Origin of the sequence: Actinomadura sp. WAC 06369 (assembly GCF_003947565.1) — a bacterium.
GTDB lineage: Bacteria > Actinomycetota > Actinomycetes > Streptosporangiales > Streptosporangiaceae > Spirillospora > Spirillospora rifamycini.
The window spans coordinates 39,087-60,177 of record NZ_QHJN01000030.1 but is presented as its reverse complement, the minus strand read 5'-3'; the positions used below and the strand labels follow the sequence as shown (position 1 = coordinate 60,177).

At 75.8% G+C, this 21,091-nt stretch carries 20 protein-coding genes; 16 read left to right on the top strand and 4 right to left on the bottom strand.

Annotation, left to right across the window (positions count from 1 at the left end; genetic code table 11):
- The first annotated feature begins 28 nt into the window (after positions 1-28).
- The 4 genes from DMH08_RS11075 to DMH08_RS11060 all read left to right on the top strand — a co-directional run bounded on the left by DMH08_RS11075 (position 29) and on the right by DMH08_RS11060 (position 4,638).
- Positions 29-2,977, top strand: a complete 2,949-nt coding sequence (locus tag DMH08_RS11075; RefSeq protein ID WP_125613445.1) for a HEAT repeat domain-containing protein — start codon at positions 29-31, stop codon at positions 2,975-2,977.
- A gap of 20 nt (positions 2,978-2,997) precedes the next feature.
- Positions 2,998-3,339 (top strand): SdpI family protein, encoded by a 342-nt coding sequence (locus tag DMH08_RS11070; RefSeq protein ID WP_158642293.1) that lies wholly within the window; start codon positions 2,998-3,000, stop codon positions 3,337-3,339.
- Positions 3,340-3,485: 146 nt separating this feature from the next.
- Entirely contained in the window at positions 3,486-3,896 is a 411-nt protein-coding gene (locus DMH08_RS11065) for an OB-fold nucleic acid binding domain-containing protein (protein WP_125613441.1), read from the top strand.
- Between the two features lie 22 nt (positions 3,897-3,918).
- Positions 3,919-4,638: a DUF3159 domain-containing protein gene (locus tag DMH08_RS11060; RefSeq protein ID WP_125613439.1), complete on the top strand. Its 720-nt coding sequence runs from the start codon at positions 3,919-3,921 to the stop codon at positions 4,636-4,638.
- A 2-nt stretch (positions 4,639-4,640) separates the two neighbouring features.
- On the opposite strand, the gene DMH08_RS11055 is transcribed toward DMH08_RS11060, so the two are convergent.
- Both DMH08_RS11055 and DMH08_RS11050 read right to left on the bottom strand, forming a co-directional pair.
- Positions 4,641-5,300 carry a potassium channel family protein gene (locus DMH08_RS11055; RefSeq protein ID WP_026400658.1) on the bottom strand — a complete coding sequence of 220 codons (660 nt, stop codon included), beginning with the start codon at positions 5,298-5,300 and terminating at the stop codon, positions 4,641-4,643.
- The gene (locus DMH08_RS11050; RefSeq protein WP_026400657.1) at positions 5,300-5,965 is read right to left on the bottom strand and encodes a potassium channel family protein; all 666 of its coding nucleotides are present in this window, start codon (positions 5,963-5,965) and stop codon (positions 5,300-5,302) included. Before DMH08_RS11050 ends, DMH08_RS11055 begins: the two co-directional genes overlap by 1 nt.
- A 266-nt stretch (positions 5,966-6,231) precedes the next feature.
- Between DMH08_RS11050 and DMH08_RS11045 the strand changes: the two genes are divergently transcribed.
- The 3 genes from DMH08_RS11045 to DMH08_RS11035 are packed head-to-tail and all read left to right on the top strand — an operon-like array spanning position 6,232 to position 10,877.
- On the top strand, positions 6,232-8,289 hold the full coding sequence (locus tag DMH08_RS11045; protein ID WP_125613437.1) for an APC family permease: 2,058 nt from the start codon (positions 6,232-6,234) through the stop codon (positions 8,287-8,289).
- Positions 8,282-9,643 carry a class I SAM-dependent RNA methyltransferase gene (locus tag DMH08_RS11040; RefSeq protein ID WP_125613435.1) on the top strand — a complete coding sequence of 454 codons (1,362 nt, stop codon included), beginning with the start codon at positions 8,282-8,284 and terminating at the stop codon, positions 9,641-9,643. The genes DMH08_RS11045 and DMH08_RS11040 overlap by 8 nt, the downstream gene beginning before the upstream one ends.
- Positions 9,644-9,686: 43 nt before the next feature.
- Positions 9,687-10,877 carry a GNAT family N-acetyltransferase gene (locus tag DMH08_RS11035; protein ID WP_199747736.1) on the top strand — a complete coding sequence of 397 codons (1,191 nt, stop codon included), beginning with the start codon at positions 9,687-9,689 and terminating at the stop codon, positions 10,875-10,877.
- 70 nt (positions 10,878-10,947) lie between these two features.
- Here the strand turns inward: DMH08_RS11035 and DMH08_RS11030 are convergent, their stop codons facing one another.
- Entirely contained in the window at positions 10,948-11,949 is a 1,002-nt protein-coding gene (locus DMH08_RS11030) for a glycoside hydrolase domain-containing protein (RefSeq protein ID WP_125613433.1), read from the bottom strand.
- A 252-nt stretch (positions 11,950-12,201) separates the two neighbouring features.
- Here DMH08_RS11030 and DMH08_RS11025 point away from each other — a divergent pair, with 252 nt between their 5' ends.
- The 9 genes from DMH08_RS11025 (at position 12,202) to DMH08_RS10985 (ending at position 20,134) form a co-directional block, all read left to right on the top strand.
- On the top strand, positions 12,202-12,681 hold the full coding sequence (locus tag DMH08_RS11025) for a DUF11 domain-containing protein (RefSeq protein WP_158642292.1): 480 nt from the start codon (positions 12,202-12,204) through the stop codon (positions 12,679-12,681).
- A 75-nt stretch (positions 12,682-12,756) separates the two neighbouring features.
- Entirely contained in the window at positions 12,757-13,011 is a 255-nt protein-coding gene (locus DMH08_RS11020; protein ID WP_026400652.1) for a hypothetical protein, read from the top strand.
- The gene (locus DMH08_RS11015) at positions 13,008-14,123 is read left to right on the top strand and encodes an AAA family ATPase (protein ID WP_442778634.1); all 1,116 of its coding nucleotides are present in this window, start codon (positions 13,008-13,010) and stop codon (positions 14,121-14,123) included. The genes DMH08_RS11020 and DMH08_RS11015 overlap by 4 nt, the downstream gene beginning before the upstream one ends.
- Positions 14,120-15,067 carry a DUF58 domain-containing protein gene (locus DMH08_RS11010; RefSeq protein WP_125613429.1) on the top strand — a complete coding sequence of 316 codons (948 nt, stop codon included), beginning with the start codon at positions 14,120-14,122 and terminating at the stop codon, positions 15,065-15,067. The genes DMH08_RS11015 and DMH08_RS11010 overlap by 4 nt, the downstream gene beginning before the upstream one ends.
- Positions 15,064-16,011, top strand: coding sequence for a VWA domain-containing protein (locus DMH08_RS11005; RefSeq protein WP_026400649.1), 948 nt, complete (start codon positions 15,064-15,066; stop codon positions 16,009-16,011). Before DMH08_RS11010 ends, DMH08_RS11005 begins: the two co-directional genes overlap by 4 nt.
- 18 nt (positions 16,012-16,029) lie before the next feature.
- Positions 16,030-17,112, top strand: coding sequence for a S1C family serine protease (locus DMH08_RS11000; protein ID WP_125613427.1), 1,083 nt, complete (start codon positions 16,030-16,032; stop codon positions 17,110-17,112).
- 41 nt (positions 17,113-17,153) lie between these two features.
- On the top strand, positions 17,154-17,858 hold the full coding sequence (locus DMH08_RS10995) for a response regulator transcription factor (protein ID WP_125613425.1): 705 nt from the start codon (positions 17,154-17,156) through the stop codon (positions 17,856-17,858).
- Positions 17,858-19,165, top strand: a complete 1,308-nt coding sequence (locus DMH08_RS10990; protein ID WP_199747735.1) for a sensor histidine kinase — start codon at positions 17,858-17,860, stop codon at positions 19,163-19,165. Before DMH08_RS10995 ends, DMH08_RS10990 begins: the two co-directional genes overlap by 1 nt.
- A 42-nt stretch (positions 19,166-19,207) precedes the next feature.
- Positions 19,208-20,134: an LLM class F420-dependent oxidoreductase gene (locus DMH08_RS10985; protein WP_026400646.1), complete on the top strand. Its 927-nt coding sequence runs from the start codon at positions 19,208-19,210 to the stop codon at positions 20,132-20,134.
- Positions 20,135-20,193: 59 nt separating this feature from the next.
- On the opposite strand, the gene DMH08_RS10980 is transcribed toward DMH08_RS10985, so the two are convergent.
- Positions 20,194-21,024 carry a TIGR02452 family protein gene (locus DMH08_RS10980; protein ID WP_125613423.1) on the bottom strand — a complete coding sequence of 277 codons (831 nt, stop codon included), beginning with the start codon at positions 21,022-21,024 and terminating at the stop codon, positions 20,194-20,196.
- Positions 21,025-21,091: the final 67 nt, after the last annotated feature.

Sequence of the window (21,091 nt, the reverse complement as noted above, 5' to 3'; positions counted from 1 at the left end):
TCCGGCCAGGATCTCCCGATCGCCCCCGGTGTCCTCCGCGGTGACCCGCCGCAGCACGTCCTCGGCCTCCGACACCACCGCCCGCCGCGTCCGCGCCACCTCCGCCCGCGGCGCCCGCCGCGCCGCCCGCGCCGCCGCCGACCTGGCCGCCGCCCGGGGCGACGGCCCCGAGCCCACCGTCCCGCCCGACGTCGTGGACGCCGTCCGCGGCCTCGGCGAGCGGCTGCACCGGCGCGGCGCGATCCGCCCCCGCCGCCTGCTGGACGCCGCGACCGAACGCGAGGCCGGGCACGGCCTCGTCACCGACCTCGCCCTGGACCTCCTCGACCGTCCGGGCCTCACCGCCGCCGAGCAGGCGATCCTGCTCGACCTTCCGTGCGGCTGCGGGCGCCCCGTCCGGCCCCGGGTGCACCGGCTGCTGCGGCACCGGGACCCGCACGTTCGCAAGAAGGCGATCAGGCTGCTCGCCGGCCGGGACGCCCGCGCGCTCTCGGCGAGCCTGGTCCCGCTGACCCGCGCCGAGGACCCGCAGACCGTCCGGCACGCGCTCCTCGCGCTGGAGGAGGCGAACGCGGCCTGGGCCGCCCCGGCCATCGCGGCCTGCCTCGACCACCCGAACATGAACGTGAAGAAGACGGCCGCGGGGGCGCTGTCGGCCGTGCGCGCGCCCGAAGCCGTCCCCGCCCTCCTCGCCTGGCTGGCCCGCCACGACAACCCCGGGTTCCGCCACGCCCTCGTCGGGGCCCTGCGCGCGACCCTGCGCGGCGCGTTCGCCGCGACCGTCCGGGCGGCGGCCGACGGGACGGACGACGCCCGCGCCCGCACCCGCCTGCTGTCGGTCCTGCGGAGGACGGGCGAGCATCCGGCCGCGTGGCTCGCCGAGCACGGCTGGGCGCCCGAGGTCGCCCGCCGAGCCGTGACGGCCGAGACGCCCCGCGCCGCCGACCAGTCCGCGCTCCGCGCCATGCTGCCGCACTGGCTCGGCCTCGCCGCCTCCGGCGATCCCGGCGCGTCCGTCCTCCGGTTCGTCCTGGCCCTCTGCAAGCCCCCGTGGACGGACGCCGAACTCGCGTGCTTCGCGACGTCCGCGCGCTCCCTCGCCGACGCCGTCCCGCACCTCGACGGGTGCGCCCGGGCCCGCCTGCTCGACCTGCTCGCCGCGGTGATCCCCCGCACGGGCCCCGCCGGCCGCCGCGCCCTCGCCGCCCGCCTGCACGCCCTGCCCCCGAGCCGCGACGTGTTCGCCCTCCTGCACCGCTGCGGCGACGCCCCGACCGGCGGCGAACTCCGCCGGGCCCTCGCCGCCGCCCGCCACGGCGAGAACCCCGCGGAAGCCGAAACCGCACTCCTGCGCGAAGCGTTCGCCCGCCCGCCCCGCGAGCCGCGGGCGGAGGATTCCGCCGCTCCGCCCCCCGCGGCTTCGGGTGGCCGTGCCGCGCCTTCGGGGGGCCGCGCGGCGGCCCCCCGGTCCTGCGAGCCGCCGCGCACCGAGCCCGCCGGGGCGGTCGCGGGGGCTGCGGGCAGCGGGCGCGCGGTGGGGGACGGTCCGGGTCTCGACGCGCCGGCCGGGCTTGTGGCGAGGTTGCGTGATGCCGGTCGCTCCGCCGAGGCCGTCCGGCGGCTGCGTGCGACCGCCGGGCAAGCACCGGGCCGGTCGTCGCGGGAGTGGCTGGGCGCGTTGATCGAGGTGTTCCCGGCGGCGGCGCCCGAGGCGCGGGACGAGCTGCTCGACTGGATGCTCGCCCTCCAGCCGCTCGGCGTCCCGGCCTGGACGATCGGCGAGGAGGCCCGGCGGACGCGCGCGGAGCGGACGCCGCACCCGGACGACCTCGACCAGCCGTGGTCGGCGGTCCAGCGCGAACGGCTGCTGCGCATGCTGGAGGACGGGACGGCGGAGCAGCGCGCGACCGCCGCGAGGCTGCTCCTCGACCGTCCCGAGCCCGCCGTGCGGCTTCCCGTCCTGCACGCCTACCTGGACGGACGCCTCGACATCGAGGTCACGCCCCGGCTCGCCGGCACCCTCCTGGACCTCCCGGGAGAGGGGGCGCCCGTGCGGCCGTCGCCCCGCTCGGCCGACGCGGCGGCCCTCGAACGGTTCGTGCGGGTCGTGGGGTGTCTGGACGCGGACGGGATCGGCGGGTTCGTCCCGGTGCTCGTCGAGGCGTGGGAGCACGGCGGGGCCGGGGTGCGCGCGAGGGCCCGGGCGGCGTTGCGTCGCGCGCCCGCCGATCTCGTGGCCGGGGCGATCGAGAGCCGGGTCGAGGCGGGGGAGCGGGGGCTGCTCGATCTCGTCGCCGGACGCCCGGTGCTGCGGACGCCCGTGCTCGCGCGGACCGTCGAGCGGCTCCGGGCGGACGGGCGCGGCGACCTCGCGGACCGGCTCGACCTCGTCGACGGGCCGTTCCGGCCGCCGGGCGCGGCGCGGCGGGACGCGGAGGCGCTCGCGGCGCTGCGCGAGCGGCGGGACCCGCCGCCCGAACCGACGCGGGCGGAGCTGCTCGCGCGGGCGCGCGAGGGCGCGGTGCCGGACGTCCGGCGGGCGCTCGCCCGCCTCGTGGAAGGGGCCCGGACGCCCGACCCCGAGCTGGCGGGGCTGCTCGCCGAGCTGCTGGGCCACCGGGAGCGCAGGATCAGGCTGCAGGCGCTCCGGGCGGCGCGGCGGGTCCTGCCCCGGGAGGAGTACCTGGACCGGACGGTCGCGCTGCTGGAGGACCGCGACTCCGACGTGGTCCTGACGGCGATCCGGACGCTGGCCCACGCGGAGTGGGCGCCCGCGGTCCCCGGCCTCATCGCGCTGCTGGACCACCCGCGGCCGGTGGTCGCGCGGGACGCGCGGGACGCGCTCGTCCGGCTGGGCGAGCGGGCGATCCCGGACCTGCGGCACGCCGAGGGCCGCGCCCGCCCCGACCGGCGCCGGTTCTACGCGGAGGTCATCGGCCGCATCCGGGACGGGCGGACGCCCGCCCCTGAGCGATAATGGAAGGGAAAGGGGACTTTATGGATATTTTGGGCGAACTCGTGGTCGCGTTGGCCGGGGTGCTGGTCGTCGTGATCGGCAGGCTCACCGCGACGGGGCGGATCGGCCGGAACGCTTTCGCGGGCATCCGCACCAAGCGGACCATGGCCGACGAGGAGTCCTGGAGGATCGCGCACCGGGGCGCCCAGCCGTGGATGATCGCCGGCGGGCTGCTGCTCGCCCTCTCGGGCGTGGTCGCGCTGGCCGTCCCGGACCCGGCCGCGTCCGCGGTCACCATCGGGGTCGGCACCGGCCTCGCGCTCGTCCTCACCGTGCTCGGCACCGTCACCGGCCTGCGCGCGCTGAACAACCGCACCCTCTGAACCCCCCGCCCGGGCTCGGACGGACGGCCGGTCGGGCGCGGCGCCGGGCGGTTCACGGCAAAGGGACGGAATGCTCGGTTCGGTCCCTGGTGGTTCACTCGACGGCGGGGGTCCGATTCGCCCCGGGATGCCATACGCTTCGTCGTATGGACGAGGTTTCGGCCCGCACACCGGAGGCCGCTCAGGAGCGCGGCCGGGGCGGGCTCAAGCGCTTCCTGCGCCGGATGACGGCGGGCAAGGCGGAACTCGAGGCCGAGGAGTTGCGCAAGGAGCGCGGCGACGAGGGCGCGACGCCGATCACCGACTGCGGCCCGCGCAAGCGGCACTGCGTGGCGGGTACCCTACGTACCGTGACGCTGCGTCCGCGCGGCGGCGCCCCCGCCCTGGAGGCCGAACTGTACGACGGGACCGACATGATCACCCTGGTCTGGCTCGGCCGCCGCAAGATCGCCGGGATCGACCCCGGTCGCCGGCTCCGCGCCGAGGGGCTGGTCAGCCTCCAGGACGGGCGCAAGACGATGTTCAATCCGCGCTACGAGCTGCGCGGCGGCTCGTGAGGCCGCCGCGGCCGGGAGACACGTGAGCGAAGTGCGAGCGGGCCGGGACGGTGCCGCCGAGACCCCCGAGACCCCGGAGGCGGAGGCGGAGGCGAAGCCGCGCGACGCCCACGACACCGTCGAGGCGGCCGTCCGGGCTCAGCTGAGCAAGGCGCTCGGGGGCGTGCGCGGCATGCTGGAGGCCGCCGCCCCGGTCACCGCGTTCACCCTGACGTACGTGCTGCTGGACGAGGTCAGGACGGCGGTGTTCGCGGGGATCGGCGCGGCCGTGGTGCTGCTCCTCGTCCGGATCGCGCAGCGGTCCAACCCGCAGTTCGTCCTCAACAGCCTCCTCGGCATCGCGATCGCGGCGTTCTTCGCGCTGCGGTCGGGCGACGCCGAGGACGCGTTCCTGCCCGGGATCATGCTGAACGCCGCCTACGCGGTCGGCCTGACGTTCTCGATCCTCGCCCGGTGGCCCGCCGTCGGGTTCATCATCGGCTCGGTCACCGGCGACCCGACCGCCTGGCGGTCCGACCCCGGCATCGTGAAGCTGTGCTCCCGGCTGACGTGGCTGCTGGTGCTGCCGTGCGTGCTGCGCGTCGCCGTCCAGTACCCGATCTACATCGCGGCGGGCGACCAGAGCGGCCTGCTCGGCGCCGCGAAGATCGGCATGGGGTGGCCGCTGCAGGTCGCCTCGCTCGCCGCGATGGCGTGGCTGCTCGCCCGGGGGCGCACGCCGATCGAGCGCCCCCGGACGTAGCGTCAGCGGCCGCCGAGCAGCTCGGCGAGGTCGTCCTCGACGTCCTGGCTGGCGACGAACATCAGCTCGTCGCCCGGTTCGAGGGTGTCGTCGGCGGACGGCACCAGCACCCGGCCCTCGCGCAGGATCGCCACCAGCGCGGTGTCGCGCGGCCAGTCCACCGACCCGACCCGCTGGCCGCCGAGCGGCGCGTCCTCCGGCAGGGTCAGCTCCACCAGGTTCGCCTCGCCCTGCCGGAACGTCATCAGCCGCACCAGGTCGCCGACGCTGACGGCCTCCTCGACGAGCGCCGACAGCAGCCGCGGCGTGGAGACGGCCACGTCCACGCCCCACGACTCGTTGAACAGCCACTCGTTGTTCGGGTGGTTGATGCGGGCCACCACCCGCGGCACCCCGTACTCGGTCTTCGCGAGCAGCGACACCACCAGGTTGACCTTGTCGTCCCCCGACGACGCCACCACCACCTGGCAGCGTTCGAGGGCCGCGTCGTCCAGCGCGGAGATCTCGCAGGCGTCCGCCAGCAGCCACTCGGCGCGCGGCACCATCTCCACCTTGATGGCCTTGGGGCTCTTGTCGATCAGGAGCACCTCGTGCCCGTTCTCCAGCAGCTCCTGCGCGATGGAGCGGCCCACCGCGCCCGCCCCCGCGATCGCGACCCGCATCAGGCGTCCTCCCCGTCCCGCGCCGCCACCGCGGCGTTGATCCGCTCCAGGTCGTCCGCGGCCGCCATGACGTGCACGACGTCGCCGTCCTGGACGACCGTGTCGCCCGCGGGCACGAGCGCCTCGCCCATCCGCGACAGGAACGCCACCCGGGTGCGGGCGTGCTCCTCCAGCGCCGCGACCTTCTCGCCGACCCACAGCTCCCCGGCCTCCAGCTCGGCGAGGACGACCCCGCCGCTCGGGTCGCGCCACAGCGGTTCGGCGCCCTCGGGCAGCAGGCGGCGCAGGATCTGGTCGGCGGTCCACCGGACGGTCGCGACGGTGGGGATGCCGAGCCGCTGGTAGACCTCGGCGCGGCGCGGGTCGTAGATGCGGGCGACGACGTTGTCGACACCGAACGTCTCGCGCGCCACCCGCGCGGAGATGATGTTGGAGTTGTCGCCGCTGCTGACGGCCACGAACGCGGACGCCCGCTCGATGCCCGCCTCGGCGATCACATCGCGGTCGAACCCGAACCCGGTGATCCGGCGTCCCCGGAACCCGCTGCGCAGCCGGCGGAACGCCTCCGGGTTCTGGTCGATGATGGCCACCGAGTGGCCCCTCTCCTCCAGGATGTGGGCGAGCGTCGAGCCGACCCGCCCGCACCCCATGATCACGATATGCACGGCCGTTCCTTCTGTTCACCAGGGGACGCGCCCCTGCGCCCCCGCGCGGTGGGCGGCAGTCGCCGCTGCGCCGCCGACGCCGTGCCGCACCCCGAGGATCGCTTCCTCACTGAATGATCCCTGCCGGACGGCAAACCTACACATCCGCCCGGTGGAGTACTAGCCGGGCGGGGCTTCCGGCAGGTCACGGCGTGTTCGCCGCCGGTTCCGCAGCGGGCGGGGGCGCACCGGAACGGGGCCGCCCGCAACGGCTAGAGTCTCGTTGCGTGTCGAAGGCTCCCGACCTGGCGAAGCGGTTGCTGCTGGGCCGCGCCCTGCAGAGCAGGCAGCAGCACGAGCAGCTGCTCCGCAAGCGCATCGCGCTCCCCGTCTTCGCCAGCGACGCCCTGTCGTCGGTGGCGTACGCGCCCCAGGAGATCCTTCTGGCCCTCGGGGCGGGCGGCCTGGTCATGTACGGCTACACCCCGTGGATCGCCGCGGGCGTCATCGTCATCCTGATCACGGTCGTGGCCTCCTACCGGCAGAACGTCCGGGCCTACCAGAGCGGCGGCGGCGACTTCGAGGTCGCCACCGCCAACCTGGGCGGCAACTGGGGCGTCGTCGTCGCCAGCGCCCTCCTGGTCGACTACGTCCTGACGGTCGCGGTGTCGGTGTCGTCCGGCGTGGAGAACCTCGGGGCGCTGCTGGAGTTCATCCGCCCCCACGAGGTCGCCGTCGCGATCGGCATCGTCATCCTGCTGACGATCGGGAACCTGCGCGGCCTGCGCGAGGCCGGCGTCGCGTTCGCCGTCCCCACCTACCTGTTCATGTTCGCCGTGTTCGGGATGCTGCTGTGGGGCTCCATGCGGCTGATCACCGGCACCGAGCTGCGCGCCGAGTCCGCCGACTACGAACTCGTCGGCTCCGAGGCGGGCGTCACCGGGTTCGCGCTCGTCTTCCTGCTGCTGCGCGCGTTCTCCTCCGGCTGCGCCGCCCTCACCGGCGTCGAGGCGATCAGCAACGGCGTCCCCGCGTTCCGCAAACCGAAGGGCGACAACGCCGCCAGGACGCTGCTCATGCTCGGCCTCATCGGGGCGACGCTGTTCGGCGGCGTGACCGCGTTCGCGTTCGTCACCGACGCCAAGTTCGCCGAAGGCGACCAGGGCGTCCGCATGGTCGACCCGTCCACCGGCGAGACGGTCGAGCACCCCGACCCCGTCATCGCGCAGGTCGCCGACACCGTCTTCAGCAACTTCACGCCCGGGTTCGTGCTGGTCACCACCATGACCGCGCTGATCCTGTTCCTCGCGGCCAACACCGCGTTCAACGGCTTCCCCGTCCTCGGGTCGGTGCTCGCGCAGAACCGGTACCTGCCGCGCCAGCTCCACACCCGCGGCGACCGGCTCGCCTACAGCAACGGCATCATCATCCTGGCGACCATGGCCGGGCTGCTGATCTACGCCTACGACGCGTCCGTCAGCAAGCTGATCCCGCTCTACACCGTCGGCGTGTTCGTCTCGTTCACGGTCAGCCAGATCGGCATGGTCAAGCACTGGAACCGGCTGCTCGCCGCGCAGAAGGACCCGGTGCGGCGCCGCCACATGAAGACGTCCCGCGCCATCAACGCGTTCGGCGCCACCCTCACCGGCATCGTCCTGATCGTCGTGCTGTCCACGAAGTTCACCCTCGGCGCCTACATCGTGTGCATCGCGATGCCGCTGCTGTTCCTGCTGATGAAGGCGATCCGCAAGCACTACGACCGGGTCGCCGAGGAGCTCGTGCCGTCCGGCGAGGACGTCGCGCTGCCCGCCCGCAACCACGCGATCGTCCTCGTGTCCACCATCCACAAGCCGACGCTGCGGGCCCTCGCGTACGCCCGCGCGACGCGCCCGTCCACCCTCGAGGCCGTCACCGTCGCGGTGGACGCCGAGGCGTCGCGCCGCCTGCAGGCCGAGTGGGACGCCCTCGACATCCCCGTCACCCTGAAGATCCTCGACTCGCCGTACCGGGAGATCACCCGGCCCGTGCTGTCGTACGTGAAGGGCGTCCGCCGCAAGAGCCCCCGCGACGTCGTCACCGTCTTCATCCCCGAGTACGTCGTCGGCCACTGGTGGGAGCACCTCCTGCACAACCAGAGCGCGCTGCGGCTCAAGGGCCGGCTGCTGTTCCAGCAGGGCGTGATGGTGACGAGCGTCCCCTGGCAGCTCCGCTCGTCCGACCGGCTCAGGGGACGCGTCGAACCGCCGGGGCCCGGCGCGTCGCGGCGCCCGCCGCGCCCCGCCCCGAAGTCCTCGCCGCGGACCGGACCACCCCGGGGCGGCGGTAGTGTGTCCGACCGTGAGTGAAACGGAGCCCGAGGTCCCCGACGTCCTCGAACTGCAGGTCGGCGACGTCGCCAACGGCGGATTCTGCGTCGCCCGGTACGAGGGCCGCGTCGTCTTCGTCCGGCACGCCCTGCCGGGCGAGCGGGTGCGGGCCCGCGTCACCGAGCGCGCCAAGAACTACCTGCGGGCCGACGCCGTCGACATCATCGAGGCGTCCCCGGACCGGGTCGAGCCGCCGTGCCCGTTCGCGGGCCCCGGCCGCTGCGGCGGCTGCGACTGGCAGCACGCCTCCCTCCCGGCCCAGCGCGCGCTCAAGGCGTCCGTCGTCGAGGAGCAGCTGCGCCGCCTCGCGGGGATCACCCGCACGGTCGTCGTCGAGGAGGTCCCGTACCCGGTGGACGGCGACACCGACGCCGGCCTGGTCCCCCCGCCGGGCCTCGGCTGGCGCACCCGCGTCCAGTTCGCCGTGTCCGGCGGCACCGTCGGGCTGCGCAAGCACCGCTCGCACGACATCGAGCCGATCGACGAGTGCCTGATCGCGCACCCCGGCGTCGAGCTGATGGGCATCGAGCGCAAGCGCTGGCCCGGCGCGTCCGGCGTCGAGGGCGTCGTGTCCGCCGCCACCGGCGACCGCCTCGTCGTCCTGCGGGGCCGCGACCGCCGCAAGATCCGGGTGCCGCGCCTCGACGTGCCCGTCCGGCTCGTCCGCGGCAAGCCCGAGCCCGGCGCGGCCCTGCCGTACGTCCGCGAGTCCGTCTCCGGACGGCTGTTCCAGGTCAGCGGCAGCGGCTTCTGGCAGGTGCACCCGGGCGCCGCGCAGCTGCTCGCCGACGCCGTCCTGGACGCCCTCGAACCCAAGCCCGGCGACATCGCCCTCGACCTGTACTGCGGCGTCGGCCTGTTCGCCGGCGTCCTCGCCGACCGGATCGGCCGGGAGGGCCTCGTCGTCGGCGTCGAGTCCGACGGGCAGGCCGTCCGCGACGCCCGGTTCAACCTGCGCGACCTGCCGAACGTGTCGATCGAGCGCGGCCCCGTCGAGGAGATCATCGCCGAGCTGGAGTTCGGCCGCGCCGACGCCTCGTCCCGCACGCAGAACAAGCGCGGCGGCACCGGCCACCAGGGCGGCTCCCGCGTGCGCCGCGCCGACCTGGTCGTCCTCGACCCGCCCCGCACCGGCGCGGGCCGCGACGTCGTCGAGCACATCACCCGGCTCGCCGGACGCAAGATCGCCTACGTGTCGTGCGACCCCGCGACCCTGGCCCGCGACCTCGCCTACTTCGGCGAACGCGGCTGGACCCTCGACACCCTGCGCGCCTTCGACGCCTTCCCGATGACCCGCCACGTGGAACTCCTCGCCACCCTCGTCCGAGGCTGACCCGCCCGGAAAACGGGTTGCGGCGGTGCATAGCGTGGGGTCTGTGATCGAACTCAGGAACGTTCCCCAGGACGACGCGGACCGCATGCTCGACCTCGCCGCGACCGTGTTCCACCTGCGGTTCGGCGACCGCGACGCCCTGCGCGCCTGGGTGCTGGGGATGGAGCGCATCGGGGCCTACGACATCACCGGGGCCGAGCCGGACGTCCTCGCCGGGCAGCTGGGCGTCGTGCCGCAGCGGCTCTCGGTGCCGGGCGGGGCGCTGGACTGCGCGGCCGTCACGTTCGTCGGGGTGCTGCCGACGCACCGGCGGCGCGGCATCCTCAGCTCGATGATCGACCGCATGCACGCGGACGCGGCGGCCGCCGGACGTCCCGTGGCGGCGCTGTGGGCGTCCCAGGGCACGATCTACGGACGGTACGGGTTCGGGGTCGCGAACCGCAGGATCGGGTTCGAGGTCGACACGTCGCGGCCGCTCGGGCTCCGCACCGTCCCGGACGACCGCCCGCTGCGGCTGCTCGACCGGGAGCGGGCCCCGGAGGTCCTCGGCCCGCTGTACGAGCGGGAGCTGGCGCGGCGGCCGGGCGGGCTGGCGCGCGACGAGCAGTGGTGGCTGCGGCGGACGGTGGCGCCCGTGGACCACGCGTACCCGCGGTTCACCGAGCCGCACATCGTCGTGCATCCGGACGGGTACGCCGTCTACCGGACGCACGAGCGGACCGTCCGGCTGTACGACATGGCGGCGGGGACGCCGCAGGTCGAGGCGGCGCTCTGGCGGTACCTCGCGTCGATCGACCTCACCCGGACGATCGTCGCGCCGGAGCGGCCGGTGGACGACCTCCTGCTCCACATGGCCGCCGACCCCGACCAGGTCACGGTGACGCGGGACGCGGCGGCGCTGTGGCTCCGGCTGATCGACGTCCCGGCGGCGCTGCGCGCCCGGTCGTGGGCCGCCGAGGACGCGTTCGTCCTGGACGTCGCGGACGAGCGGCTCCCCGGCAACCGCGGCCGGTGGCGGCTCACCACCGGCGCGGCGCCCGACTGCGCGCGGACCGACGCGGCGCCCGACCTGGTGCTGGACGTCGCGGAGCTGGGCGCCGTCTACCTGGGCGGCACGCCGGTGCGGACGCTGGTCCGCGTCGGGACGGTCGCCGAGCGGACGCCCGGCGCGGCGGCGCGCCTCGACGCCGCGCTCGCGGTCCCGTTCGCGCCCTACACCGGCGACAACTTCTGAGCCCGCCGACCGCACCGCTCGCGGCGGCGCTCCCGGACGAGGCGCGTGCGGCGAGCCCCGGCCGCGGGGCTCATCGCCAGAACAGCAGCTTCGCGCTGCCGCCGGTGAGGGTGGCCTCGGCGGCGCCGTGCTGGACGACCTGGAACCGGACGCGGCGTCCGCCGGCGACGGTGTCGGCGGGCAGCGCGTACAGGACGTGGACGTCGGCGCGGGACGCGGTGAGCTCGTGGACGGGCCCGGCGTCGAACTTCGCGGTGTCGTCTTCGCGCACCTCGATCGCCCGGGCCCGCAGGAGCGTGCCGGGGGAGACGCCGGTGACGGTCACGGACGCGGTCAGCGCGTAGCGGGCGGGGCCGCGCAGGATGCTCGACCCGTCCCGGTCCCGGCGGTCGGCGTGGTCGGTGTTCCAGTTCACGGTCGTCCACGCGGCGGGCGGGAGCGGCTGGGCGGCGGCGCCGACCGACACGTAGCCGGGGGCGTCGGGCGACGCCCCGACGAGCCACTGCCCGTAGTCGTCGGCGACCGCGCGGTTGTAGTCGACCGACACGTTGCTGAGCGTGTGCCCGCTGCTGTACTGCCGCAGTTGCGCGCGCCCGTCCCACCGGCCGTCCGACCACGCGTGCGTCTGCCACCCGTACGCGATCTTGCCGGCGTCGAAGGCGCGGCTGACCGGCCCGTACCCGCCGTACATCCCGGTCCGGCCGCGGCCGAGCACGGACGCGACGCCGTCGAAGTACGCGTCGATCTCGGGCTGCTGGTCGGCGGACGCGTCGAAGTCCACGGCGAAGTAGATCGGGCGGTCGCCGGGCATCCCGCAGTCGGCGGCCCGCGCGGCGGCGGCGCGGGCGTCGGCGGCGCCGGCGTCGCGGCCGTCGAGCGCGCGGGCGGCGCTGGTCTCCCAGACGACGACGAGCCGGATCCCGGCGGCGGACAGCGCCTCGGCCTCGGCCCGGGTCAGGTTCTTGCCGGTCCTGTCGTGCGACACGTAGCGGCAGGCGAAGTCGGCCCCGGCGCTCTTGAGCACGGCGACGCCGGGACGGCCCCAGCCGTAGTCGACGCCGAAGACGGCCATGTGATCCCTCCATGGGTGCGGGAGCACGCGGTCAACGATGGATTCACCGGGTTCAACAGGTCGATTCAACAGGTCGATTCAACAGGGTCCGTCCGTTTCGTCGCAGCCTAATCCGGAGGTTGCTCCCAGGTAAGGGGCGTCCTCCGGCCACGTCGCCGACGGTGGCGACACGCCGACCTGACGCTAGGCGCCGGGACGGTGATCGCTTACAACGGAGCTGATCATGCAGGCTCGCAGGTCAGGGGGAACATCGTGAGCAGAATCAGGGGTGCGGTGGCGGTGCTGGCGGCGGTGCCGCTGGCGGTGGCCGCGCCGGCGCCGGCGGCGGCCGGGCCGAAGCCGCAGAAGAAGCGGAGCGTGGCGCTCGGGACGGACGCGCCCGCGCCGGAGGTCGCGCCCGGCGGCACGTACACGTGGTCGTTCACGGTCACGCCGCGGGGCGGGCGGAAGGCGGCGCGCGCGGTGTTCCGGACGACGCTGCCCGCGTCGCTGGAGTTCGTGTCCGGCAAGGGGTGCGAGGCGGAGAAGCGCAAGGTCGTCTGCGACCTCGGCAAGGTGAAGCCGGGCCGGAAGGCGGCGGGGTCCTTCCGGGCGAAGGTGTCGGCGCGGGCCCTGCCGAAGCGCGAGATCGCGCCGCGCGGCGTCGTGACCTGGGGGAAGGTGCGCGCCGCCCGGGACTTCCCGGCGGTCCGGGTCGCCGGGGCGTCCCGCGCGGAGGCCGCGGTTCTTTAAGCCCGCTTTCGCCGCGCCCTGTTGTGATCGTCCCCGTCGGGTCCGGACGGGCCCGGGACGAACGGAGGGACGAGCATGACGCTCACCAGGCGCATCAAGATCACGTTGGTGGCGGCGGGCGCGGCCGGGGCGGCCGCGTTCGCCGCCGGCGGGATGGCCTTCGCGGGGACGGGCGACGCGCCGCGCACGGAGCTGCGCATCGTCGAGCACGCCGACCCGGCGGGCGCGGTGCCGGCCGGGTACGCGGCCGCGCCCGGGGACGGGGCGTCCGCCGGCGGGAAGGACTGCCCGGACAAGGGCGGCACGTCGCCGGCCGCGGACCCCCGGTGAGCCTCCGCGACACCGCCCGGGCCCCGCGGGGCCCGGGCGGGCCGCCCGCGGCGGGCGGCCCGGAGGCGGCGGCGCTGACGGAACGGCTCCTGTTCGAGACCAAGCGGGTCATCGTCGGGCAGGACCGCATGGTCGAGCGGATGCTCGTCGCGGTCCTGGCGGGCGGCCACTGCCTGCTGGAGGGGGTGCCGGGCGTCGCGAAGACGCTCGCCGCGCAGACCCTCGCGACGGTGGTCGGCGGCTCGTTCGCCCGGCTCCAGTTCACCCCCGACCTCGTGCCGTCCGACATCGTCGGGACGCGCATCTACCGGCCGTCGGAGGAGGCGTTCGACGTCGAGCCGGGCCCGGTGATGGCGAACGTGGTGCTGGCGGACGAGATCAACCGGGCGCCCGCGAAGGTGCAGTCGGCACTCCTCGAGGTGATGGGCGAGCGGCAGGTCAGCATCGGCGGCCGGACGCTCGCGGTGCCGGACCCGTTCCTGGTCCTGGCGACGCAGAACCCCGTCGAGTCCGAGGGCGTGTACCGGCTCCCGGAGGCGCAGCGCGACCGGTTCCTGCTGAAGATCGACGTCGGCTACCCCTCCGAGGAGGAGGAGCTGGCGATCCTGTACCGGATGAGCGTCGACCCGCCCGCGGCGTCCCGCCTGCTGGACCCGCCGCGGCTCGCGGAGCTGCGGCGCGCGGCCGACCGGGTGTTCGTGCACGACGAGGTCGCCCGGTACGCGGTGCGGCTGATCGGCGCCACCCGGGACCCGGCCCGGTACGGGGCGCCCGAGCTGGCGCGGCTGCTCACCTACGGGGCGGGCCCGCGCGGGACCCTCGGCCTCGTCGCCGCCGGGCGGGCGCTCGCGCTGCTGCGCGGCCGCGACTACGTGCTGCCCGCGGACGTCCGCGACCTGTGCGGGGACGTCCTCGCGCACCGGCTCGTCCCGTCGTTCGACGCGCTCGCCGACGAGGTGCCGCCCCGCGCGATCGTCGAGCGGATCGCGGCGGTCGTCCCGCAGCCGCGGCTGGCGCCCCGCGACGGCGACCCCGGCACGGACGGGCTCGGCGGGACCGGCGGGACCGGCGCGCCGGGCCCCGGCGGGGCGGAGGGGGGTCGGGCGGCGTGACGGCTCCCCGACTGCGCGGCCTCGCGCCCGAGCAGGCGCTGCGCCGGCTGGAGATCGTCATCGTGCGGCGGCTCGACGGGCTGCTGCAGGGCGACCACCTCGGCCTGGTGCCGGGCCCCGGCTCCGAGCCGGCGGAGGGGCGCGCGTACGCCCCGGGCGACGACGTCCGCGCGATGGACTGGTCGCTGACGGCCCGGACGGCCGCGCCGCACGTGCGGGACCGCGTCGCCGACCGGGAGCTGGAGACGTGGGCGCTGGTCGACGCGACCGCGAGCATGGACTTCGGCACCGGGCGGGTCGAGAAGCGCGACCTGGCGGTGGCGGCGGTCGCGGCCGTCGGGTTCCTCACCGACCGCGCCGGCAACCGGATCGGCGCGCAGGTCGTCGGGGGCGCGGGGGCGCGGCTCGTCCCGCCCCGGACCGGCCGCCCGCACCTGCTCGCGCTGCTGCGGGCGCTGCTGGACGCGCCCCGCACCCCGCAGGACGCCCCGGACGGCCGGTACCTCGGCGCGGGCGCGGACCTGCTGCGCCGCACGGCCGGGACCCGCCGCGGCCTCGCGGTCGTCGTGTCCGACTTCCTGGAGCCCCCGGAGAGCTGGGAGCGTCCGCTGCGGCTGCTGGCGGTGCACCACCAGGTCCTCGCGGTCGAGGTGGTCGACCCGCGCGAGCTGACGCTGCCGGACGTCGGGGTCCTCACGGTCGTCGACCCGGAGTCGGGGCGGCGGCGGGACGTGCCGACGGCGAGCCGCCGGCTGCGGGAGCGGTACGCGGCGGCGGCCCTGGAGCAGCGCGCCGCGGTCGCGGCGGGGCTGCGGCGGGCGGGCGCCGCGCACCTGCGGCTGCGCACCGACGGCGACTGGGTGCGCGACATCGCCCGGCACGTGCTGGCGCAGCGGCGCCTCGCCGCGGCGGCGCCCGGCCCGGTCCCGGGAGGCGCGTCGTGACGTTCCTGTCGCCCGAGCGGCTGCTCCTGGCGGTCGCGCTCGCCGGGCTCGCCGCCGCGTACGTCGTGATGCAGCTGCGGCGCGGCCGGTACGCGGCCCGGTTCACCAACCTCGCGCTGCTGGAGAAGGTCGCGCCGCTGCGGCCCGGCTGGCGGCGGCACGTCCCGGCGGCGGCGTTCCTGCTGATGATGGGCCTGCTCGTCACCGGGTTCGCGCGCCCGGCGGCGGACGTCCGGGTGCCGCGCGAGCAGGCGACGATCATGCTGGCGGTGGACGTGTCCAGCTCGATGGAGGCGGAGGACGTCGAGCCGGACCGGCTGACGGCGGCGCAGCGCGCCGCCCGCGCGTTCCTCGACGGCCTGCCCGGCCGGTTCAACGTCGGGCTCGTCGCGTTCGCCGGGTCGGCGTCGGTGACGGTGCCGCCGACGACCGACCGGCGCGCCGTCCGGTCCGGCATCGACGGGCTGGCGCTCGGCCCGCGCACCGCGATCGGCGAGGGCGTGTTCGCCTCGCTGCAGGCGGTCTCCGACTTCGGGGCGCAGTTCGGCGAGGAGGCCCCGCCCGCGCACGTGGTCCTGCTGTCCGACGGCACGAACACCGCCGGGCGCACGCCGGAGGAGGCGGCGCGGCGCGCCGTGCAGTCCGGGGTGCCCGTCTCGACGATCGCGTACGGCACCGCCGAGGGCGTCATCTACCAGAACGGGACGCCGCTGCCGGTGCCGGTGGACGGGCCCGCGCTGGAGCGGCTCGCGCAGGAGACCGGCGGCGGGTTCTACGAGGCCGCCAGCGGCGACGAGCTGCGGCAGGTCTACGCGGACATCGGCAGCACGGTCGGGTACCGCGTCGAGCAGCGCGAGATCTGGGCCTGGTTCGTCGGGGCGGGCCTGGTCGCCGCGTGCATCGCGGCGCTGACGTCGCTGCTCTGGTTCTCCCGCATCCCCTGATCCCACGAGGGAGTCGACATGAGACACGGCGACACGAGACACGGCGACACCGGCCCCCGCCACGCCGAGCACGACCCCACCGGCGACCACGACGACGGCCACGGCGCCACGGGGCACGGCGCCACGGGGCACGGCGCGACCGGCTACGGCTACGAAGGCTACGGCGCAACCGGGTACGGCGACGACGGCCACGGCGGCGGGGTGGGCTGGCGGCGCGCGGGGGACGGCCGCATCGGGCTGGGCGAACCGCACGGGCCGGACTTCGCGCCGCCGCAGCCGCCGCCGGCCGTGCGGCCCGCGGCGGCGTGGCCGCAGGCCGTCCCGCCGGCCGCGCCGCCGCCCGGGCGGGCGGGCCGGCCGGGACGGCGCCCGCGCGGGGTGGTCGTGACGGCGATCGCCGCCGCGGCCGTCACCGGCGCGCTGGCGGGGACGGCCGGGGCCGTGCTCGTGCGGGACGGCGGGGCGTCGGTCATCACGCAGTCGGCGGCCGGGCCGGTGGACGGCGCGGGCGACCTCAGCGGGGTCGCGGCGCGCGTCCTGCCGAGCGTCGTCCAGATCGAGGCCGCGTCGGGCGGCGGGAGGAGCGGCGGGTCGGGCTTCGTGATCGACGGGGCCGGGCACGTCCTGACGAACGCGCACGTCGTGGGCGGGAGCGACGACGTCACCGTGGTGCTCCCGGACCGGCGGCGGCTGGACGCGCGCGTCGTCGGCTCCGACACCGCGAACGACCTCGCCGTGCTGGCCGTCCCGGCGTCCGAGGCGCCGCCCCCGCTGACGTTCGGCCGGTCCGCCGACGCGCGGGTCGGGGACCCGGTGCTGGCGATCGGGTCGCCGCTCGGGCTGGCCGGGACGGTCACCGCCGGGGTCGTCAGCGCGCCGCGCCGCGAGGTGCGGCTCGGCCCCCGCGAACGGCAGATCGCGCTGCAGACCGACGCGTCCATCAACCCGGGCAACTCGGGCGGGCCGCTGGTGAACGCGCGCGGCGAGGTCATCGGGGTGAACACCGCCATCGCGACGGTGCGCGGCGGCGGGTCGATCGGCATCGGGTTCGCGATCCCGGCGGACCGGGCGGTGGACGGCGTCCGCCGCATCGTCGGCTGAACCGGGGCGAACGAGGAAGCGGGGGAGGATAGCGTCACGCCATGCGAGTGCTCGTGGTGGAGGACGAGGAGGACCTCGTCGAGGCGCTCCGGTACGGCCTGGTCCGTGCGGACTACGCGGTGGACGTGGCGTACGACGTGGACGAGGCGTCGCAGAAGCTGTACGTGGCGTCCTACGACCTGATGATCCTGGACCTGAACCTGCCGGACGGTGACGGGTTCGACCTGTGCCGGGCCGTCCGGGCCGGGGAGCTGGACGGCGAGAGCGGCCCCGACCTGCGGATCCTCATGCTGACCGCGCGGGACCGGCTCGCCGACCGGGTCCGCGGCCTGGACGAGGGCGCGGACGACTACCTGGTCAAGCCGTTCGCGTTCCCGGAGCTGCTGGCGCGGGTGCGGGCGCTGCTGCGGCGCGACAGCGGCGGCGGGTCGGCGGTGTGGACGGTCGGTGAGCTGCGGCTCGACACCGGCCGCCGCGAGGCGTCCCGCGCCGGGCGGCGGCTGAACCTCTCCCCGAAGGAGTTCGCGGTGCTGCGGTACCTGATGAGCCGTCCCGGCCAGGTCGTGTCGCCCGAGGACCTCCTCGAGCACGTGTGGGACGAGAACGCCGACCCGTTCACCAACACCGTGCGGGTGACGGTCGGGACGCTGCGCCGCAAGCTCGCCGGGGACGGCGAGGACGCGCTGATCGAGACGGTCGTCCGGCACGGCTACCGCCTCCGCGACGCCACGCGAGGGGAGGCGTGATGCCCGCGTTCCGGATGCGGCGCCCGCCGCTGCCCGGGTTCGCCCAGTCGATCCGGTTCCGGCTGACCGTGCTGTACTCGACGCTGCTGTTCGCCGTGACCGCGCTCGTCCTCGGCGGGACCTACCTCGCGGTCGTCCGCAGCACCGAGGCGCAGCCGATCACCGAGACCTACCAGGCGCAGAAGTACGTCGGCGGCGTGCGGCTCGGCGACGTGGAGGTCGTCAAGGTGCAGCAGGTGGAGGAGGCCGTCAACTACGAGACGCGCCGCACCCTGCGCAACTACTCGCTCGGGACGCTCGGCGGGCTGCTGGTCGCCAGCCTCGGCATCGGCTGGGTGCTGGCGGGCCGGGCGCTGAAACCGGTCCGCGCCATCGCCCGCGCCGCCGAGGAGATCCAGGCCACCGACCTGTCCCGCCGCATCCGGCTGTCCGGGCCGCGCGACGAGCTGCGCGAGCTCGCCGACACCGTCGACTCGATGCTCGACCGCCTCGACAGCGCGTTCCAGTCGCAGCGGCGGCTGATCGACGACGCGTCGCACGAGCTGCGCAGCCCGCTTGCGATCATCCGCGCGAACCTCGACACCGTGCTCAGCGCGCCGGACGCCGACGAGCCCGACCGGCGCCGCGCCGTGGACGTCGTCGACCGCGCGACCACCCGCATGACGCGGCTCGTGGAGGACCTGCTGGCCACGGCCCGCCGCTCGGCGCCCGCGCTGGAGGACACCGACGTCGACCTCGCGGTCGTGGCGCGGGAGGCCGCCGAGGAGTTCGGCTCGCTCGCGTCCGTCCGGCGGCTGGCCCTGGAGCACCGGATCCGGGACGGCCTCGTGCTGATCGGCGACCACGACGCGCTGCGCCGCGCCGTCGGGAACCTGCTGTCGAACGCGGTGCGGCTGGCGCCCGAGGGGTCGGTGATCACGGTCGGGGCCGGGGCGTCCGGCGGCTGGCTGTGGGCGGCGGTCGCCGACACCGGCCCCGGGCTGGCGCCGCACGAGCAGGACCGTGTCTTCGACCGGTTCTACCGGGGCGCGCAGGACCGCCGGACGCGCGACCACGACCGCCGGACGGGCGACCGCCGCACGGGCCTGGGGCTCGCGATCGTCCGGCAGATCGTGGAGACGCACCACGGGCACGTCCGGCTGTTCTCCGCGGAGGGCGAGGGGAGCACGTTCGTCCTGTGGTTCCCGAGCGAGGGGAGCGGCCCGCGGAGCGCGGCGCCGCCCGAGACGAACCCCCTCGACTCCCCGCTCGACTCCCCGCTCGGCTCCGGGCCCGACTCCCCGTCCGGTCCGCCGCCCTCCGGCTGACCCGCGGTGCGAGCACCGCCGCCCGGGTACGAGGATGGAGTCATGCGTCTACGGATCTTCACCGAGCCCCAGCAGGGGGCGAGCTACGAGACACTGCTGACCGTCGCGAAGGCGGCCGAGGACCTCGGTTTCGACGCCTTCTTCCGTTCGGACCACTACACCAAGATGGGCGACGTGACGGGCGAGCCGGGCCCGACCGACTCGTGGGTCACGCTCGGCGCCCTCGCGCGCGAGACGAGCCGGATCCGCCTGGGCACGCTGGTGACGGCCGCGACGTTCCGCCTGCCCGGCCCGCTGGCGATCTCCGTCGCGCAGGTCGACCAGATGAGCGGCGGCCGCGTCGACTTCGGCCTCGGCACCGGCTGGTTCGAGGAGGAGCACGCCCACTACGGCATCCCGTTCCCCAGCCTGAACGAGCGGTTCGAGAAGCTCGAGGAGCAGCTCCAGATCTGCAAGGGGCTGTGGGGGACGCCGTCCGGCGAGACGTTCTCGTTCAGCGGCGACCACTACACGCTCACCGACTCGCCCGCGCTGCCGAAGCCCGCGCAGGCCGGCGGCCCGCCGGTGCTGGTCGGCGGGTTCGGCGCGAAGCGCACCCCGCGCCTCGCCGCCACGTACGCCGACGAGTACAACGTGCCGTTCCACCGGCTCGACGACACGGGCGCGGCGTTCGAGCGCGTCCGTGCGGCCGTCCGGGACGCGGGCCGGACCCGGCCGATGGTGTACTCGGCCGCGCAGGTGGTGTGCTGCGGGCGGGACGAGGCCGAGGTGCGGCGCCGCGCGGACGCGATCGGGCGGGAGCCCGAGGAGCTGCGGGAGAACGGCCTGGCCGGCACCCCGCAGGAGCTCGTCGACAAGATCGGCCGGTTCGGCGAGCTGGGCGCCGAGCGGCTCTACCTGCAGGTGCTCGACCTGTCCGACCTGGAGCACCTGGAGCTGATCGCCGCCGAGGTGATGGGCAAGCTCTGACCGGCGAGCTCTACCGGGGCGCCGGCGGCCCGGCGGGGAGGGCGCTCCTCCCCGCCGGGTCAGCCGAACACGCGCTGGAAGGCGACGTGCCTCGGGGCGCCCGGGGCGGTGTCCCACACCGCGAACACGACGTGCTCGAACCGGTCGGCGAACGGGCCGCCCGGCCGCAGCGCGCGGGCGAACGTCTCGGCGACCTCGGCCGGGTCGTTGCGGAACACCCCGCAGCCCCACGCCCCCAGCACGATGCGCCGGTGCCCGTTGGCGAGCGCCGCCGCGAGCACCTTGCGGGCGCGGACGTCCAGGACCCGCGGCACCTCGGCGATCTTCTCCGGGTCGCGGATCGCGCCCCGGTTCGGGGCCGGGGACGTCAGGAACGCGACCTCGTAGGGCTCCTCCAGCAGGACGCCCCGGTCGTCGCGGAACACCGGGACGCCCGGCGAGTAGATCATGTGGTCGCTGTACAGCAGGTCGCGCTGCTCGCGGTGGAAGGCGTAGTACTGCTGCGCCGAGGTCAGCGACGCGTACAGGCCGGACGACCGGGCGAGGCCCTCCTCCTGGGCGTGCGCGCCGTTGAGGAAGCCGCCGCCGGGGTTCTTCGCGGACGCGAAGTTCAGCGCGAGCGGGACGGCGTCCGGGGCGACGAGCCGCCGGGCGGCGGCGAGCGTCGTCTCCTCGGTGACCTCGATGCGGGTGCCCGCGCCGGCGGGCTCGTCCGCGGCCTTCCGCAGGAGGGCGTCCAGGTCGTCGGGCCGGTACAGGACGGTGCCGCGCCTGGCCCGCTCGATGCTCGCGGCGACCGGGACGGTGCGCCCGGACGGGGCCCGGTACTCGCCCCGCTCGATGATCGCGACGGTCTCCTGCGCGACGGAACGCCGTGGGTGTCTGCTCATGATGCCCCGGATTGTCACGGTCCGGGCGGGCGGTCCGCAAACGCTTTTCGCGCCGGACGGCCTACCG